This is a genomic window from Pararhizobium sp. LjRoot238, assembly GCF_964252955.1.
GTDB lineage: Bacteria > Pseudomonadota > Alphaproteobacteria > Rhizobiales > Rhizobiaceae > Pararhizobium.
This window is the reverse complement of the sequence record NZ_CAXUPP020000001.1, coordinates 4,126,223-4,140,466: the sequence shown is the minus strand read 5'-3', so window position 1 is coordinate 4,140,466 and position 14,244 is coordinate 4,126,223. Positions and strand designations below refer to the sequence as shown.

At 61.4% G+C, this 14,244-nt stretch carries 14 protein-coding genes; 10 read left to right on the top strand and 4 right to left on the bottom strand.

Annotation, left to right across the window (positions count from 1 at the left end):
• From ACSQ3F_RS20385 to ACSQ3F_RS20365, 5 genes are all read left to right on the top strand, one after another.
• On the top strand, nucleotides 1-477 hold the full coding sequence (locus tag ACSQ3F_RS20385) for a GFA family protein (protein WP_436101882.1): 477 nt from the start codon (nucleotides 1-3) through the stop codon (nucleotides 475-477).
• A complete protein-coding gene (gene pip, locus ACSQ3F_RS20380) occupies nucleotides 474-1,433 on the top strand; it encodes a prolyl aminopeptidase (protein ID WP_436101881.1) in 960 nt (319 codons plus the stop codon). The genes ACSQ3F_RS20385 and pip overlap by 4 nt, the downstream gene beginning before the upstream one ends.
• Before the next feature lie 208 nt (nucleotides 1,434-1,641).
• Nucleotides 1,642-3,258 (top strand): citramalate synthase, encoded by a 1,617-nt coding sequence (cimA, locus tag ACSQ3F_RS20375; protein ID WP_436102199.1) that lies wholly within the window; start codon nucleotides 1,642-1,644, stop codon nucleotides 3,256-3,258.
• A gap of 81 nt (nucleotides 3,259-3,339) precedes the next feature.
• Complete coding sequence (locus tag ACSQ3F_RS20370) at nucleotides 3,340-3,564, top strand: DUF433 domain-containing protein (protein ID WP_436101880.1); 225 nt, start codon at nucleotides 3,340-3,342, stop codon at nucleotides 3,562-3,564.
• Nucleotides 3,564-3,893 (top strand): DUF5615 family PIN-like protein, encoded by a 330-nt coding sequence (locus ACSQ3F_RS20365; protein ID WP_436101879.1) that lies wholly within the window; start codon nucleotides 3,564-3,566, stop codon nucleotides 3,891-3,893. Before ACSQ3F_RS20370 ends, ACSQ3F_RS20365 begins: the two co-directional genes overlap by 1 nt.
• Before the next feature lie 19 nt (nucleotides 3,894-3,912).
• On the opposite strand, the gene ACSQ3F_RS20360 is transcribed toward ACSQ3F_RS20365, so the two are convergent.
• Nucleotides 3,913-5,898 carry a bifunctional 2',3'-cyclic-nucleotide 2'-phosphodiesterase/3'-nucleotidase gene (locus ACSQ3F_RS20360; RefSeq protein ID WP_436101878.1) on the bottom strand — a complete coding sequence of 662 codons (1,986 nt, stop codon included), beginning with the start codon at nucleotides 5,896-5,898 and terminating at the stop codon, nucleotides 3,913-3,915.
• A gap of 215 nt (nucleotides 5,899-6,113) precedes the next feature.
• On the opposite strand from ACSQ3F_RS20360, the gene rarD reads away from it, so the two are divergent.
• Nucleotides 6,114-7,052, top strand: a complete 939-nt coding sequence (gene rarD, locus ACSQ3F_RS20355; RefSeq protein ID WP_436101877.1) for an EamA family transporter RarD — start codon at nucleotides 6,114-6,116, stop codon at nucleotides 7,050-7,052.
• Nucleotides 7,053-7,080: 28 nt separating this feature from the next.
• Here rarD and ACSQ3F_RS20350 read toward each other — a convergent pair whose 3' ends face one another.
• From ACSQ3F_RS20350 to ACSQ3F_RS20340, 3 genes are all read right to left on the bottom strand, one after another.
• On the bottom strand, nucleotides 7,081-7,368 hold the full coding sequence (locus tag ACSQ3F_RS20350; RefSeq protein ID WP_436101876.1) for a type II toxin-antitoxin system RelE/ParE family toxin: 288 nt from the start codon (nucleotides 7,366-7,368) through the stop codon (nucleotides 7,081-7,083).
• A gap of 5 nt (nucleotides 7,369-7,373) precedes the next feature.
• Nucleotides 7,374-7,610: a CopG family ribbon-helix-helix protein gene (locus tag ACSQ3F_RS20345; RefSeq protein ID WP_436101875.1), complete on the bottom strand. Its 237-nt coding sequence runs from the start codon at nucleotides 7,608-7,610 to the stop codon at nucleotides 7,374-7,376.
• A gap of 114 nt (nucleotides 7,611-7,724) precedes the next feature.
• On the bottom strand, nucleotides 7,725-8,345 hold the full coding sequence (locus ACSQ3F_RS20340) for a TIGR00730 family Rossman fold protein (RefSeq protein ID WP_436101874.1): 621 nt from the start codon (nucleotides 8,343-8,345) through the stop codon (nucleotides 7,725-7,727).
• Nucleotides 8,346-8,604: 259 nt separating this feature from the next.
• Here ACSQ3F_RS20340 and ACSQ3F_RS20335 point away from each other — a divergent pair, with 259 nt between their 5' ends.
• The 4 genes from ACSQ3F_RS20335 to pssA all read left to right on the top strand — a co-directional run bounded on the left by ACSQ3F_RS20335 (nucleotide 8,605) and on the right by pssA (nucleotide 14,217).
• Complete coding sequence (locus ACSQ3F_RS20335; RefSeq protein WP_436101873.1) at nucleotides 8,605-10,392, top strand: LysM peptidoglycan-binding domain-containing protein; 1,788 nt, start codon at nucleotides 8,605-8,607, stop codon at nucleotides 10,390-10,392.
• Between the two features lie 201 nt (nucleotides 10,393-10,593).
• Nucleotides 10,594-12,480 (top strand): ABCB family ABC transporter ATP-binding protein/permease, encoded by a 1,887-nt coding sequence (locus ACSQ3F_RS20330; RefSeq protein ID WP_436101872.1) that lies wholly within the window; start codon nucleotides 10,594-10,596, stop codon nucleotides 12,478-12,480.
• A gap of 148 nt (nucleotides 12,481-12,628) precedes the next feature.
• Nucleotides 12,629-13,327: a phosphatidylserine decarboxylase gene (locus tag ACSQ3F_RS20325; RefSeq protein WP_436101871.1), complete on the top strand. Its 699-nt coding sequence runs from the start codon at nucleotides 12,629-12,631 to the stop codon at nucleotides 13,325-13,327.
• Nucleotides 13,328-13,365: 38 nt separating this feature from the next.
• Nucleotides 13,366-14,217, top strand: a complete 852-nt coding sequence (pssA, locus tag ACSQ3F_RS20320) for a CDP-diacylglycerol--serine O-phosphatidyltransferase (RefSeq protein ID WP_436101870.1) — start codon at nucleotides 13,366-13,368, stop codon at nucleotides 14,215-14,217.
• Nucleotides 14,218-14,244: the final 27 nt, after the last annotated feature.

Below are 14,244 nucleotides of genomic sequence, written 5' to 3'. Positions count from 1 at the left end.
ATGACCGAGAGCATTCGAACCGGAGGTTGCCAGTGCGGCGCTGTGCGCTTCCGCCTGAAGGGCAAGCTTGGCCGCCCGTCGATTTGCCATTGCCGCATGTGCCAGAAGGCCTTTGGCGGCTTTTTCGGCCCACTTGTCACGGCGCCGGAAGGCGGGGTCGAGTGGACGCGCAACGAGCCGAACTATTTCCAGTCATCTGTGAACATCAGCCGCGGTTTTTGCTCATCCTGCGGCACGCCGCTGGCCTATCGCCATCCCGGCGGGCTCGAAATCGCCATCGGCGCCTTCGATGACCGCTCCGATCTCGCGCCGCAGATCCAGGTCAATTTCGCCGCACGCCTGCCCTGGGTGACGACGATCTTCGAGCAGCCGACGCTGGAGGATCCGGACTTCTATTCGCAGCAGGAGCAGATCATCTCCTTCCAGCATCCCGATCACGACACGGCCGAATGGCCCGCCCATGGTTTGAATCTATGACATCAGAACTGCGCACGCTTTATCCGGAAATCGAACCTTATGCCTCCGGCCATCTCGACGTCGGCGATGGCCACATCATCTATTGGGAAAAGGCCGGCACCTCCGGCGCCAAGCCCGCCGTCTTCCTACATGGCGGGCCTGGCGGCACGATTTCGCAGAGCCATCGGCGCCTGTTCGACCCGAAGCTTTACGACGTGACCCTGTTCGACCAGCGCGGCTGCGGCAAATCCATGCCGCATGCGGAGTTGGAAGCCAACACGACCTGGCATCTGGTCGCCGATATCGAGCGGCTGCGCGAAATGGCCGGCGTCGACAAGTGGCTGGTCTTCGGCGGTTCCTGGGGCTCGACGCTGGCGCTCGCCTATGCGCAAAAGCATCCGGAGCGGGTGTCGGAGCTTGTCGTGCGCGGCATCTATACGCTGACCAGGGCCGAACTCGATTGGTACTATCAGTTCGGCGTCTCGGAAATGTTCCCGGACAAGTGGGAGCGCTTCATCGCGCCGATCCCGCAGGATGAGCGCCATGAGATGATGCTCGCCTATCACCGGCGGCTCACCAGCAATGACAAGGCGACCCGCCTTGCCGCTGCCAAGACCTGGAGCATCTGGGAAGGCGAGACGATCACGCTCCTTCCGGAACCTTCGACCAGCGACAAGTTCGAGGAAGACGAGTTCGCCTACGCCTTCGCCCGGATCGAAAACCATTTCTTCGTCAATGCCGGCTGGCTGGAAGAGGGGCAGCTTCTGCGTGACGCTCACAAGCTGCGCGGTATTCCGGGCGTTATCGTGCACGGCCGCTACGACATGCCATGCCCTGCGAAATATGCCTGGGCGCTGCACAAGGCTTGGGGCGAAGCGGAGTTCCATCTGATCGAAGGGGCAGGGCATGCCTACTCCGAGCCCGGCATTCTCGACAAGCTCATCCGGGCGACGGACCGGTTTGCGGGGAAGGTGTGATGATAGTGTCTGCGGCTCTTACCCCCCTCTGTCACTCCGTGACATCTCCCCCTCAAGGGGGGAGATCATCCTTTTTTCTTGCTGACTTCGGTGTAAGGGAGGCACAACATTTGCAGCCAATCTCCCCCCTTGAGGGGGAGATGTCGGCGTCGCCGACAGAGGGGGGTAAGGCGCGGCAGACTCGGAGCGGGCCCTTATCGGAGGCACTATTGTGAAAGAACGTATCTACCTCTTCGACACCACCCTGCGAGACGGGCAGCAAACCCCCGGCATCGACTTTTCCGTCGAGGACAAGATCGCCATCGCCAAGATGCTGGACGAATTCGGCATGGACTATGTCGAAGGCGGCTATCCCGGCGCCAACCCGACGGATACCGAGTTTTTCAGGAAGAAGCGTACCGGGAAAGCCCGCTTCGTCGCCTTCGGCATGACAAAGCGTGCCGGTGTGTCCGCGTCCAACGATCCCGGATTGACAAGCCTCCTGCAGGCGCAAAGCGATGCGGTCTGTCTTGTCGCCAAGAGCTGGGATTATCATGTCCGCGTGGCACTTGGCTGTTCCAACGAGGAGAATCTCGAATCGATCCAGACATCGGTCGAGGCTGTCGTTCAAAGCGGCCGCGAGGCTATGATCGATTGCGAGCACTTCTTCGACGGCTATAAGGCCAATCCCGCCTATGCACTGGCCTGCGCCAAGACAGCCTTTGATGCCGGCGCCCGCTGGGTCGTGCTCTGCGACACCAATGGCGGCACCCAGCCACCGGAGATCCGCGACATCATCGGGGCGGTCATTGCTCATGGTGTTCCTGGTGCGAACCTCGGCATCCATGCGCATAACGATACAGGCCAGGCGGTCGCCAATTCGCTGGCTGCGGTCGAGGCCGGCGTGCGCCAGGTCCAGGGTACGCTGAACGGCATCGGCGAGCGCTGCGGCAACGCCAATCTCGTGACGCTGATCCCGACGCTGGCGCTGAAGGAAGCGTATAACAGCCGTTTCGAGACGGCGATCGATGCCGATCGGCTGCAGGAACTGACCACGCTCTCCCACGCCTTCGACGAACTCCTGAACCGCTCGCCCGACCACCAGATGCCCTATGTCGGCGCCTCCGCTTTCGCGACCAAGGCCGGCATTCATGCTTCCGCGTTGCTGAAGGACCCGCGCACCTACGAGCACGTGACGCCGGAAAGCGTCGGCAATCTGCGCAAGGTCATGGTGTCGGACCAGGGTGGCAAGGCCAATTTCATCAACGCTCTCAAGCGGCGCGGCATCGTCGTCTCCAAGGACGATCCGAAACTCGACAAGCTGATTTCCATCGTCAAGGAACGCGAGGCGACCGGTTATGCCTATGAGGGCGCCGATGCCAGCTTCGCCATTCTCGCCCAGCGTATCCTCGGTTCGGTTCCGGAATTCTTCCTGGTCGACAGTTTCCGCGTCATGGTCGAGCGCCGTTTCGATGCCAACGGCAAGTTGAAGACGGTCTCGGAGGCCGTGGTGAAAGTCTCCATCGACGGCGAGACCATGATGTCGGTTGCCGAGGGCCACGGGCCGGTCAACGCGCTCGACCTTGCGCTTCGCAAGGACCTCGGCAAATACCAGTCGGAAATCGAGGACCTGGAACTGGTGGACTATAAGGTCCGTATCCTCAACGGCGGCACGGAAGCTATCACCCGAGTCCTGATCGAATCAGTCGATGCCACCGGCGCCCGCTGGTGGACGGTCGGCGTGTCCGACAACATCATCGATGCGTCCTTCCAGGCCCTGATGGATTCGGTCGTCTTCAAGCTGTTGAAGAACCGCGACCAGGCGGGGCTGGCGGCGGCGGAGTAAATGACAAGGGGACGCGACCGCCCGGTCGCGTCATGATATCATTGTCGGAATTTGCGGCGAGACTTTATCGAGGCGTCAGATATGAGTGAAATTTATCGAATTACAGTCGATCCAGCGCAATGCGGCGGGCGCCCGACGCTCCGCAACCTTCGCATTCGCGTCAAGGACGTTCTGGACCTGTTGGCGGCAGGGGCCAGTCATGCCGAGATTCTAGCGGATTACCCCGCGCTTGAAGACGGCGATATTCAGGCCGCGCTGGAATATGCCGCGCGCCAAAGCGATCATCCTGTTCTTCACGTCGCGTAATGCGCTTCCTGGTCGACGCCCAGCTGCCACCGGTGCTTGCGCGTTGGCTCACTGCTTGCGGTTACGATGCGGCGCACGTCGCTGACAAAGGAATGCAGGCCTCAGCTGACCATCTGATATGGGACTGCGCTCTGACGGAAGGCTGGATCATCGTCACGAAGGATGAGGCCTTTGCCCAGCGAAAGCTTTTCACGTTGGCTGGCCCGTCTGTGATCTGGATTAGATGGCCTAACACGCGGCGCCAACAACTCCTGATCCGCTTTGAAACGGTTATGCCAATGATCGTTGCCGCGCTTGCGCGCGGCGAAACATTGATTGAGGTCGTTTAATGAGGCGATAGCGCCTCGATCACAGCACCAGCCGGAACTTCGCAAATCCGTCCGCGCCGTCGCCCGCATCCTCGATCTTCACGCCCTTGACCTCGGCGACGAGTCCACGCGCCTTCGGGCCGGACTCGAAAATCGCGGTCGCACCCTCCACCGGCTTGAAGCTCCAGTTGCCGTCGGCCGATGGGTTGATGGTGCCTTCGGCAATGATGTAGCGGACGATGACGTCGCGGTTGGTGTCGGGCGCGGCGAAGACCACCTTGTCGGCAGCGATTTCGGGGAACTTGCCGCCGCCGCCGGCGCGGTAATTGTTGGACGCGACGACGAATCTCTGCGCCGGATCGATCGGCTTGCCCTTAAAGGAGAGGTTCTGGATGCGGTTCGATCCCGGATTCACGGCATTGCCGTCATTGTCGTATTTGGCCGGCTGTGTGAGGTCGATCTGGTAGGTCACGCCGTCGATGATATCGAAGTTGTAGGAGGGAAATTCGGGATTGAGCAGTGCTGCGTCCTTGGCGCCCGGTTCGACGGTGTTGAACATGCCGGCCGACATTTCCAGCCAGTTCTTAACCTGCGCGCCGGTGATGACGACGGCCTGCACAGTGTTCGGGTAGAGATAGAGATCGGCGACGTTCTTGATGGCGATGTCGCCGGCTGCAACGTCGGTATAATAATCCGCGCCGCCGCGCCCGCCGGATTTGAACGGGGCCGCCGCCGAAAGCACGGGTAGGTCCTTGTATTCCGTGTCCTTCAGCATGTCCTTGATGTACCAGGTCTGCGCGTTGGAGACGATCTGGACGGACGGGTCGTCCGCCACGAGCGCGAAGTAGGAATAGAGCGGCGCCGACGTCTTGCCGACGGGCGTGCGGATATAGGCAAGTGTCGCCTCATGCTCGGTATTGGCGGCATTCAGCACATCGGCCCGGTCTGCCACATCGGCGACCACCTTCTTGTCTTGGCGGTGATAGATCGGCCGCGCCTCGGTGGTGAAATCGACGATCCTCCAGCGCTTGCCATCCTTTTCGATGAGCAGGTCGATCAGGCCGAGATGCGATCCCCAGAAACCGCCCATCACGGCCGGCTTGCCGAGCAGCGTGCCCTTGGAGGGATCGACGCCCTCGATGCCGTCGAAGCTCTTGGGGCCGGGGAAGACGAGGTGCTGGTGGCCGGTGAAGACCGCGTCGATGCCTTCGACGCCGGCGAGGTAGAGCGAGGCATTTTCCATCCGTTCGCTCTGGCCACTGCCGTCGATGCCGGAGTGGGAGAGCGCGATGATGATATCGGCGCCGTCTTCCTTCATCACCGGAACCCACGCCCTGGCCGCCTCGACGATGTCGCGGGTCTGCGCCTTGCCCTCGAGGTTCTTGATATCCCAGAGCATGATCTGCGGCGGCACGAAGCCGATGATGCCGATCTTCAGCGGGCTGGCGGCGCCTGAGCCGTCAGTGACGATCTTCTCGACGATCGTATAGGGCTTGAAGAACAGCTCGTCCTTCTTCGGGTCGGAGGCGAGCTGTCCCTTGGTCAGGTTGGCGCAGACATAGGGGAAATTGGCCCCGGCAAGCACCTTGAGCATGTAGTCGAGGCCATAGTTGAACTCATGATTCCCCAGTGTGCCCGCCTCGTAACCGAGCACGTTCATCGCCTTGATGACCGGATGCGCGTCGCCGTCCTTCATGCCGCGCTGATAGGCCATGTAGTCGCCCATCGGGTTGCCCTGCAGGAAGTCGCCGTTGTCGACGAGGAAGGAATTGCCGGCCTCGGCGCGGATGGCGTCGATGATCGAAGCGGTGCGGGCAAGCCCCATCGTGTCGTTCGGCTTGTCGCCGTAATAATCGTAAGGGAAGACGTGGACGTGGATGTCGGTCGTTTCCATGATGCGCAGATGCGCCTGGTTGGCGGCCGCACGCGCCGCAAAGGGATGCAGCAGGATGAGAGCGGAAGTGGCGGCAGCACCGCTGAGGAGCGAGCGGCGGGTTATCGGATGGAGCGCGAGTTTGGATGACATGAGAAATCCCTTCGTCTGACCGGTCATTGCCTGGCTCAAAACCTATGGTGGGAAGCTGCGGAATGCACCCCGCAAAATATCACCTATTTTCCCCTCCTTAGCTGAAGTCTCTGTCAGGTTTATTGCATGCAAGGTTCACGGAAATGAATTGGTTGATCAACGGTCTTTGGAGTAGGACGGGCCAAACGACAAAAATCTTGACGGGATGAAGCGCCATGGCTGATGCGAAACAAACACCGCTGGTGCAAAACGGCGATTCGCCCCGCGGTTTCGCCTTCGCCCTGACGGCTTACCTACTCTGGGGTTTCCTGCCGTTCTTCATGAAGGCCGTCGCGCACATCCCGGCTTTCGAGGTCGTTGCCCACCGGATCGTCTGGTCGGTGCCGCTTGCCGGCGCCGTGCTCATCCTCCTCGGCCGCACGGATGACGTGAAGACGGCGCTGCGCTCGCCGCGCATGCTGAAGATGGCGATGCTGACGGCCGTTCTCATCACCATCAACTGGGGCATCTATGTCTGGGCGATCGGGGCAGGCCGGGCGCTCGAAACCGCGCTCGGCTACTACATCAACCCGCTGTTCTCGATCTTCCTCGGCGCGGTGCTGCTCAAGGAAAAGCTCAACCCGGCCCAGATCGCCGCGATCGTTCTTGCCGCGATCGCGGTCGTGGTGCTGGCCTTTGATGCGGGCGGGCTGCCCTGGGTGTCCATTGGCCTCGCGCTCTCCTGGGGCCTCTATGCCTTCTTCCGCAAGACCCTTCCGGTCGGGCCGAATCAGGGTTTCTTCCTGGAAGTGCTGCTGCTCAGCGTTCCCGCACTCGGCTATATCATCTATCTGGAAGCCTCGGGCCAGGGGCATTTCTCCGACACCGGTTGGGCCGATGTCGCCTGGCTCATGGCCTGCGGCGTCGTCACGGCGGTGCCGCTGATGATCTATGCCAACGGCGCCAAGCTGCTCCGGCTCTCCACCATCGGCATCATGCAGTATATCGCCCCGACGATGATCTTCATCATCGCCGTCTTCGTCTTCCACGAACCCTTCGGCACGCCGAAGCTGATCGCCTTCATCCTGATCTGGGCGGCCCTGGCGGTCTATTCGACGTCGATGCTCATGGAAAGCCGCGCGCGGCGCGCAGCACTACCAAACCCGGCCGAATAGAGCGTGCCGGCCTGATCAAAAACTGTCTCTAAACGTCTTCTGGCCATTCACGCGCACCGTGCTGCACGAAGAGGATTTCGATCTGTGCGTCACCGACACGGTAGGCAACGATATAAGGCGTCCCCGGGATGACGAGTTCCCGCGTTCCCCTGATCTCACCGTTTCGCCCGATAAAAGGGTTTGCAGTGAGCAGTCTGTGTGTTTTGGAGTGGATGTCATTCACGACACGTGCGGCCGCACGCGGGTTGTAATGACCGATATAATCGCCGATGCTCGCAAGCTCTCGCAGGTAGCGTCTGGTCCATACGATCCGCACTGCTGTTATATCTGGCTGTATTTGTTGAGAACAGCCGCGATTTCATCCGCTGTGGCAAAGTCGCCGCGATCGGCCGCCTCGATGCCCTCTTGTACACCCTCAATCCACTTCTCTTGCCACGCAAGCGAGCGGCCGTGGGACAGCGCATCCTCGATGATCCGCTCGCGCGTTAGCGTGGAACGGGCAGCGAGCATATCGATACGCCGGCTGAGGTCTTCTGAAATGCCGTTCTTGTCGTCCATGGAAATAGTCTGCCTATCCGGCCAAGCGTTGCCAAGACATTATAACGGCGGGGCATGACGATCAATACCGCGTAGACTGGGCCGGAAGGCAGGCTGAACCCAGCGGGGGTATCGTCAGAGCTTGGAGATGATCCCGGCCTCGCCCTCGCGGTCGATATCGCTTGCCCAGTGAGCCAGCAACGCCGGAACGACTTCCTCTGCAGCGTCGATGACGAGCGGCTGGACCAGATGGGCGGTGTGGATGAAGCCGGCTTCCGCCATGTGCTGGACCAGTGTCATCAGCGGGTCCCAGAAGCCATTGATATTGACGAGCACGATCGGCTTGCGGTGACGGCCGAGCTGCGCCCAGGTCATGATCTCGACGATCTCTTCCAGCGTGCCGATGCCGCCCGGCAGGGTGACGAAGGCGTCGGCACGCTCGAACATCTTGTGCTTGCGGTCATGCATGTCCGGCGTGACGATCAGCTCGCTGAGCTGCCCAAGCGAATGACGCGTGGCCTCCATATCCATCAGAAATTCTGGTATGATACCAGTGACGCGTCCACCATGCGAAAGAACGCCGCTTGCGACTGCGCCCATGATGCCCTTCGTTCCGCCGCCATAGACGAGACGAAGATGATTTTCGGCGATGGATTTGCCCAGAGCACGGCCGGCATCGAGGTAGGATTTGTCGCGGCCGGGCTGGGAGCCGCAATAAACGCAGATGGATCGAATCGGGATATTTTTCTCACTCATGGTCCAAAGAGACATCCAGCGGCAGCAGGCGTCAAGAAAAATGACGGAAAACAGGGGCGCGGCTGGGTCCGAACATGCGGCGATGCTTGTAGAAAGCGACGGAAATCGTTAGCGTTTTCAGGAATAAGCTGACGATATGTGCAGGGGCTGATTCCGCCTGGTTAGGAAAACGGAAAGCGGCAGGCATATAGGCTTCGGGAGAGCTGTCCTTTGCCGTCCATTTCGGGCGCAGTCGGCTCCCGGCCATTTGGAGATGTGCATGATGAAGAACAAGGCCGGCTGGGTGGCCCTTATCGTCCTGGCAATTGCGTCCCTGCTGATGGTTTTCTTTGTCCTGCCCAATATCGACAAAGGCAAGGACACCCTCACGGCCGATGCGCCGGCGGATAGCGCGGCAAAGCTGGCCGATACGAAGAGCACGCGGCCCGCGGCTGAGGGCGAGGCGGCGACCGACACCGCCAAGTCTGCCGATCCGGCTGCCGAATGGACGGTGCCGGGTTTTGATGTCCTGCGTGTCGAGCCGGACGGCTCGACGGTCATTGCCGGGCGGGCTCAGCCCAATACCAGGCTTGAAATCGTCAGCGGCGATACGGTCATCGGCACCGCGGATGTCGGCGCGACGGGTGATTTTGCCGCGATCTTCGACAAGCCGCTCGCAGCCGGCGATTATCAGCTGACGCTGCGTAGCGTCGGCGAAAACGGCGTGACCAAGTCCTCGGAAGAAGTTGCTACCGTTTCGATCCCCAAGGACAAGGCCGGCGAACTGCTTGCCATGGTGTCGAAGCCGGGCGAGGCAAGCCGCATCATCACCAAACCGGCGGCCGAGGCAAAGCCCGCTGATCCGGGTGCTCAGTCAACGACGGCTACAGGTGAAGTCGCAAAGGCAGAGCCTGCCCCCGGCGCATCCGCCACGGTGGCGGATACCGCCGTTTCGGCACAGACCTCCGCAATTAGCGAGGAGTCGGCTGTCGCTGTCTCTGCCGTCGAGATCGAAGGCAAGAAGATTTTCGTCGCGGGCAACGCCAAGGCTGGCGCGCTGGTTCGCATTTATGCCGATGACAAGCTTGTCGGCGAGATGAAGGCCGACGAGCAGGGACGTTTCGTCGTTGAAGGCGCGATCGACCTGCCGGTCGGAGGCCACACGATCCGCGCCGACGTGATGGGCGCTGACGGCAGCACGGTTGACATGCGCGCCGCCGTTCCCTTCGATCGTCCGGCCGGCGATCAGGTGGCAGCGGTCGCTCAACCCGACGCGCAAGGGACCGTTGCGCCCCTCGAGGGTGGCAGCTTCGATGGCCTGCGAATGGAGGCGACGAAGGCGCTTGGCCTGCTCAAGGGACTGTTCAAGGATGGCAAGGTGCCGACGGCGGAAGAGCTGGCGGCTGCACGCTCCGCGACCGAAATTGCCCTGAAGTCGCTCGCTGATTTCAAGGTCGCCGATAATCTCGATGCCAACGTCAAGGAAATGGCGGCCAAGACGGCCAAGGCCGCGACTGATGCGCTTGACATGCTGAAGGCGCTGCCGCCGGATGCAGCCAGCGTTTCCGCGTCGCTTGGCAAGATCGAGGCAGCGGTGGGCTCGGCGCTGATGCCGCGCACCGACGGCACCGGTGGCAATGCGGTTGCGACCGATACCCCGGCGACGCCGGCCCAGAACGAGGTCGTAAAGCCGGCGGTGGAAACGGCCGAGAAGCCTACCCCTTCCGCAGAGTCAGGCGCTGCCGCTACGACAGGCGGCGACAATGCCGCACCCGCCGAGAAACCGGCAACCGGGCAGGCAGCGGTCGAGCCGGAAACGGTGCAGCAGGCGCCTCTGCAGCAGAGCAAGACGTCGGTGATCATCCGCCGTGGTGATACGCTCTGGCAGATTTCGCGCCGGGTCTATGGTGCCGGCGTGCGCTATACGACGATCTATCTCGCCAACGAGGACCAGATCAGCAATCCGGACCGCATCCTGCCAGGCCAGATCTTCGGCGTGCCGGACGAGGCGATGCCTGAAGCTGAATCGCAGGAAATTCACCGCAAACGTATGAAGCATGAGCCCTGATTGCTTTTTGCCGGCGCTCCATTGCGGCCGGTCCACGTAAGACCTATCTGAAACGAAAAGCGGCGCCTTGAGAAAGGCGCCGCTTTTGATTGGAGATTGCGGGCGCGCTTTCGTATCGATGTTCATTGTCGTGACATCCAAAGCGCGCAAGGACGGCTGTTGTGAAAAAAAGCGGCCGAAGAACGAAGGCGGAAACACAAAGTGGCAGCGCAGAAGAAGACGGTATCGGCGGACGCAGGCAATCCGCTGCAGACGATCATCAATCTCTGGCCCTATATGTGGCCGAGCGACCGTATCGACCTGAAGATGCGCGTTGTCTGGGCGACCCTCATCCTGCTGGTCGCCAAGATCGTACTCCTGCTCGTACCCTATTTCTTCAAATGGGCGACCGACGCACTGAACGGCAAGACCGACATTGTCGGCGTTCTGCCGGCCGTCTTCACCGGCGCCGTGATGCTGGTGCTTGCCTATAACCTGGCGCGTCTGCTGCAGTCGGGGCTGAACCAACTGCGCGATGCGCTGTTTGCCAGCGTCGGCCAGCATGCGGTGCGCCAGCTTGCCTATCGCACTTTCGTCCACATGCACCAGCTGTCGCTCCGCTTCCATCTGGAGCGCCGCACCGGCGGCCTGTCGCGCGTCATCGAGCGCGGAACCAAGGGTATTGAAACGATCGTCCGCTTCACCATCCTCAACACGGTGCCGACCCTGATCGAGTTCCTTTTGACGGCGGTGGTCTTTTGGCGGGGTTATGGCTTCAGCTATCTGCTGGTGACCGCGATTACCGTCTGGCTCTACATCTGGTTCACGATCAAGGCGAGCGACTGGCGCATATCGATCCGCCGCTCGATGAACGACAGCGATACGGATGCCAATACGAAGGCGATCGATTCGCTTCTGAACTTCGAGACAGTCAAATATTTCGGTAACGAGGAGATGGAGGCCAAGCGCTTCGACCAGTCGATGGCGCGCTACGAGCGTTCGGCGACGCAGGTCTGGACTTCGCTCGGCTGGCTCAACTTCGGCCAGGCGCTGATTTTCGGTGCGGGTACCGCGGTCATGATGGTGATGTCGGCTTTGGCCGTGCAGCGGGGCGAGCAGACGCTCGGCGATTTCGTCTTCATCAACGCGATGCTGATACAGCTTGCCATCCCGCTCAACTTCATCGGCTTCGTCTATCGCGAAATCCGCCAGGGCCTGACGGATATCGAGCAGATGTTCGACCTGCTCGAGGTCGATGCGGAGGTCTTGGATAGCCCTGATGCCAGGGAATTGGTGATCGACCGCGGCGCGATTGCCTTCAAGGACGTGCATTTCGCCTATGATCCGGCTCGTCCGATCCTCAAGGGCATCAGCTTTGCGGTACCGGCAGGCAAGACCGTCGCCGTCGTCGGCCCCTCAGGCGCCGGAAAATCGACGCTGTCGCGGCTTCTCTACCGCTTCTACGATGTCCAGGAGGGCGCGATCACCATCGATGGCCAGGACGTGCGCGACGTGAGGCAGAAGAGCCTGCGCGCGGTCATCGGCATGGTGCCGCAGGATACGGTGCTGTTCAACGACACGATCGCCTACAACATCCGCTATGGCCGCACCTCCGCCACGCAGGCCGAGATCGCGGCGGCAGCCGAGATTGCCCAGATCGGTGAGTTCATCGAGAGCCTTCCGGACGGCTACGGCGCCATGGTCGGCGAGCGCGGCCTGAAACTGTCGGGCGGCGAAAAGCAGCGTGTGGCGATCGCCCGCACGGTGTTGAAAAGCCCGCCGATCCTGATCCTCGACGAGGCAACCTCGGCTCTCGACACCCGCACCGAGCAGGAGATCCAGACGGCGCTCGATATCGTCTCGCAGAACCGCACGACGCTGGTCATCGCCCACCGCCTGTCGACGGTCATCCATGCCGACGAGATCATCGTCCTGAAGGACGGCGGAATCGCGGAGCGCGGCACCCATGGGGAACTTATCGACCGCGACGGCCTCTACGCCTCGATGTGGAACCGCCAGCGCGAAGCGACCCAGGCCGAGGAAACGCTGAAGAAGGTTCGCGAGAGTGACGATCTGGGGGTTGTGGTGCGCGGTGCAGTGGCGATGTGAGCGGGCGTGAGTAGTGATTAGTGAGCGGTGAGCAGTGGATAGCGAGCTTTCTCAGAACTTCTTACTGCTCACTATTCACTAACGACTACCAACTGCGGCTTTTTCCCTGTACGTCCTAGCCGAACGAAAAATCTGGAGATCCCTGTTCATGAGCTTGATCAATTCGGTGCGCAACACGCTGGTCCCGGTGCACAAGGAAGGCTATCGCTTCATCGCCGGTTTCTTCGTTGTTTCGTTGGTCCTCGGGTTCCTCTGGGAGCCGCTGATGTGGCTCGGCTTCATCCTGACGGCCTGGTGCGCCTATTTCTTTCGCGATCCGGAACGCATGACGCCGCTCGATGACGATCTGGTCATCAGCCCGGCAGACGGCCGCGTCTCGTCGATCGCGCTGGTGACGCCGCCGGAGGAACTCGGTCTCGGCACCACGCCGATGCTGCGCATCTCGGTCTTCATGAACGTCTTCAACTGCCACGTGAACCGTTCGCCGGTGCGCGGCACTATCCGCCGTATCGCCTATCGCGCCGGAAAGTTCGTCAATGCCGATCTCGACAAGGCAAGCCATGAAAATGAGCGTAACGGCCTTGTCATTGAGACGGCGCATGGCGAGATCGGCGTTGTCCAGATCGCCGGTCTTGTCGCCCGCCGTATCGTCTGCTGGTCGGCTGAAAACGATGCGCTGCAGCCCGGTGAGCGCTTCGGCCTCATCCGTTTCGGTTCCCGCCTCGACGTCTTCCTGCCCGAAGGCGCCCAGCCGCGCGTCAGCTTCGGCCAGACGGCGATTGCCGGCGAAACCGTGCTCGCCGAATTCGGTTCCGCGAAGGGTCCGGTTATCAGCCGTCGCGGTTGATGATGCCGCTGCCATCGAAACAGGAACTGGAGCACCCCATGGAAACGCCCTTTCCGTCCTTTGAACCGAACGGCCCGAACGACGAGGCGCGCGGCCCGCGCCTCAGGGAAATTCCGCTGCGGCTGATCGTGCCCAACGTGATCACCGTGCTTGCCATCTGCGCCGGCCTCTCCGGCGTCAGGCTTGCCTTCGAAAACCGCTTCGAACTTGCCGTCGCTATGGTGCTGGTTGCAGCCTTCCTCGATGGTATCGATGGCCGTGTGGCGCGCTTGATGAAGGCGACCTCGAAGTTCGGCGCACAGATGGATTCGCTCGCTGACATCGTCAATTTCGGCGTCGCGCCTGCGCTCGTTCTCTACGCTTTCGTTCTCGACCAGGCCCGTTCTCTCGGCTGGATCGCAGCGCTGATCTATGTCATCGCTGCCGGCCTGCGCCTTGCCCGCTTCAACGTCATGGCCGAGCGCGAGGTAAAAGCCTCCTGGCAGTCGGAATATTTCGTCGGCGTGCCGGCGCCGGCCGGCGCCATGCTGGTGCTGTTGCCGATGTATCTCGGCCTTCTCGGCCTTGCCCCGGATCGCGTCGTTGCTCTCGTCTCATCCGGCTATACGGTCCTGATCGCCTTCCTGCTGGTGAGCCGCCTGCCGGTCTGGTCCGGCAAGTCCGAAAACCGCGTGCGCCGCGATCTCGTCCTGCCGATCATCCTCTTCGTCGTGCTCTATGTCGCGACCCTGATGAGCTTCACTTGGGAGACCATGGCGATCACGGCGGTCGGATATCTCATCAGCCTGCCGTTCGGCGCGCGCAAGTGGCAGAAGAAATACGGCGACTGGCCGCTGCATCCGGACCATCCGGTGACGGTCGAGGATGGATTGCCGGAGGAAAAGAAGTAGGCGTTCGTTGCCATCAAAAAAGCCGCC